Consider the following 3,425-nt stretch of genomic DNA (forward strand, 5'->3'; position numbering starts at 1 on the left):
GCCATGCATGCTCGGCAGACATCTCCGGCCAGTATTGCGCGATCGCCACAACTGTTCGATTCTCGAACAGATCGTCGCCGCAAGCATCGGCACGCCAAGGTTGCCATCGCCGCGGGCGTTAGGCATGTTTCGAGCGACGGTGGGGGGCAGATCATCGATTACGCGAAACTCGCTGCGGAGTGGCAAGAGGGCGATCGCGAGGCCGGAAACGAGCTTTTCGGAGCTCTGGGCAATGAGCTTCGCGCTATTTCGGGCGCACTGCTGCGGCAGGAACGGAACACTTCGCTTTCCATCGGCGATCTTGTCAACGAGGCGATGATCAAGCTTTTGCGGCTGAACGTGATGGAGTTGCAGAGCAGGGCTCATATTCTTGCGATGACGAGCCGGTTGATGCGGCAGATCTTGATCGACGAGGCACGAAAGCGCGCGGCGACGCGGCACCATCACACGTCCGTTACGCTAACCACCCATATCGCCGAATGGGAAATGTCGATCGACATCATGACGGTGGAAATGGTGCTGAAAGAGTTGGCGGAAATCGATCCCCAGCGCGCCCAGATCGTCGAGATGCGCTTTTTCGGGGGCATGTCTTCGGCCGATGTCGCTATCGTGCTCGGCATTTCGGAGCCAACCGTCAAGCGGCGCTGGGCAGCCACGCGCGCCTGGCTTCGCCATCGTCTCAGGCAGCCATGACATCACGCGGGGAGGGTACTGGCGTGAGCCGGGAAACCGAACGCCGGGCGATGGGCCTGATCGAGGAAGCGCTCGAACTGCCGTCTGACGAACGATCCGCCTACATCGAGGGGCGCGAGGACGTGTCCGCCGAGGTTCGCACGCTGGCCCTTGCCATGATGGAGTCCGACCGCGAGGGGCATCTCTCAATCCGGACCGGCGGGGCAAGGGACGCCCTCGGCCCCGACGATAACATTCCGCCCGAGCTGCCCGGCTATCGCATTCTGCGCCAATTGGGGCGTGGCGGCATGGGTGCCGTGTGGCTGGCCGAACGCACCGGCAGCGATTTCGCGCATCAGGTCGCCATCAAGGTCATCAAACCAGGGGTTCTGCAAGAAAGCATCGTCGAGCGTTTTCGGCGCGAGCGGCAGATCCTCGCACAATTGAACCACCCCAATATCGGCCATCTGCATGACGGCGGCGAAACGGCTGATGGGCAGCCCATCATCGTCATGGAATATATCCGCGGCATCACGCTGCGCGAATGGCTGCAGACCGCAAAACCGACGCTCGACCAGCGCCTGAAGCTATTTCGTCAGGTTGCCGGTGCGGTCGGTTTTGCCCATCAGAACTTGGTCATTCACCGCGACCTGACCCCCAGCAACGTGCTGGTAACCGACGACGGGCAGGCCAAACTGATCGATTTCGGCATTGCCCGCCCGCCGCTTCAGGATGACCAGGCGGCACGGACGAGCACCTTCTCCGCGCTCAGCCTAACGCCCGGTTTCGCGGCGCCCGAGCGCGAACAAGGCCTCGCGTCCAACACACTGACCGACATCTTTTCGCTCGGCCGCCTGTTCGCCTTGTTGATCGAGGGCCAGCGCGAATATGAGCTGGAGGCGATTGCCGAACGAGCCTCCGCCCCGGCGAAGGAGGAGCGATACCAGAGCGTCAGCGATCTCATCGACGATCTGGACGCCTTTCACGATCATCGCCCGGTAACGGCAGTCCCGGATAGCCGCCGCTATCGTTTTGCGAAGTTCGTCGAGCGCGAGCGGACCATCGTGATCGCATCGACCGTCGTGATGGTGGCGCTTGTCGTCGGGCTGTTGGTAGCAATCTGGGCGTACGACCGCGCCGAAACAGCGCGCGGCGAGGCAGAGCAGCGCTTCGACCAACTGCGAGATCTGGCGCGTTTCCAGCTGTTCGAACTGTACGATGCGATGGACAATGTGGTCGGCAATACTGCCGCTCGCGTGGCGCTTGCGCAACGCGCGCAGGGCTATCTGATCACGCTTGCAGCCAGCCGGAGTGACGATCCAGAACTGCAGCTGGAGACCGCGCAGGGCTTCCTGCGGCTCTCGCGGATTCAGGGCGTTGCGGCGCATCCCAACTTTGGCGAATCCGCGCTGGCGGCGAAGAATATCGATCGGGCCGAGCCCATCTTCCGGGCGTTGGCCGCGCGTGGTATATCCGCCGGCGATACGGGGCTGGCGATGGCTGAAAGCTATCGTGCGCTGTGGCTGGCGCATTCCGAGAGCAAGCCCGAGAAGGCGAAGGAAGCCATCGCACGGGCCGAGGCGGCGCTGGCCCGTGTGCCCGCCGCGGAGCGGAACTGGGAGTGGATGCAGGCACGGCGGATCGCTCGGGTGGCCGCTCTGGAACGCGCCGATCTCGAGCTCGATACGCCGGTCATCGCGCGATACGTGGCCCTGGTCGAAAGCGACATCGGTGACTGGCCGGCCAATCGCCGGACGGGGTATGAGGCTCGTTTCGACCGAGCAATGGCGGAAAACTACCGCGCGATCGCCGATCAGAATCGCGCGGGCTCCGGAGACCCGCTCAACAAACAGCTGTTGCAGCAGTCACTTGGGCGGTTCCAGAAATCAGACCGGATGTTCGGCGCGCTCGAAGCCGATTTCCGTAATGATCCCCTGGTGATCTATCGCCGGGCCTGGAACGCCTATTACGGCTATGCCGCCGCCGCCACACTGGACGAGGCCGCCGAGACGGAGCGGCTGCTGACCCAGGCGCGTTCATCGGTGGAAAGGCTGATGAAGATCGAGGAGGCCGATCACTCGCTGACCGTCTTTGCCGAGCGGTTGCGCGAAGCACAGGCGCAATTCCTTTCGAATGCCGGGCGGCACGCCGAAGCTATCCCGTTGATGGCGCAGGTGATCGAAGGGCGACGGGGCAAGATCAGAGCCAACCGGCGGTCCGCGCCGTTGAATGATCTGGCCTATGGGCAGGCCATCATGGGGACGATCTATCGCAAGGCGGGAATGCGTTCGGAGACCTGTGCTGCCTGGGCCGAAGCGGAAGCCCTGATGGTCGAGGTTGACCGGCGAGGCGAATTGCATGGCTTCATCAAGAAGCTGCGACCCGGGGTCCAGGCCAATCTGCGGCATTGTCGCGCGGGTGATCCGATCAGCGCCATGACCCCGCTGGACGCTGCGTGACATCAATGCATGGCCGCGCCGAGGCGGACTTGGCGAACATGATGCAAACCGAGCGCGCTTTGACATTTCCTGATCCGTTACCCCCGATTTTAACGCCTTAGTTATCGGGGGCATTGCGCGTCGTGCGCGATTGTCCCTTCGCAAAGTAGGGGGCGATATGGCCATGCAGGGAATGTCTGCACACCAATCGGGGCGCTTTCCGGGAGGAACGCGACCGATCGCCCTGGCAACAGCGCGCGCGATCACTCGCGCAACCGAGCGTTGCCCATCAACCATGTCTCCGATGGTGCCGGC

2 protein-coding genes are annotated in these 3,425 nt (G+C 63.0%); both read left to right on the forward strand.

What is annotated here, in order from left to right; genetic code table 11:
* Positions 1-3 precede the first annotated feature (3 nt).
* On the forward strand, positions 4-693 hold the full coding sequence (locus tag LLW23_RS08925; RefSeq protein ID WP_228944749.1) for an ECF-type sigma factor: 690 nt from the start codon (positions 4-6) through the stop codon (positions 691-693).
* Positions 694-716: 23 nt separating this feature from the next.
* Entirely contained in the window at positions 717-3,131 is a 2,415-nt protein-coding gene (locus LLW23_RS08930; protein ID WP_228944751.1) for a serine/threonine-protein kinase, read from the forward strand.
* Positions 3,132-3,425: the final 294 nt, after the last annotated feature.

The sequence above is a fragment of the Sphingomonas radiodurans genome (genome assembly GCF_020866845.1).
Classification (GTDB): Bacteria; Pseudomonadota; Alphaproteobacteria; order Sphingomonadales; family Sphingomonadaceae; genus Sphingomonas; species Sphingomonas radiodurans.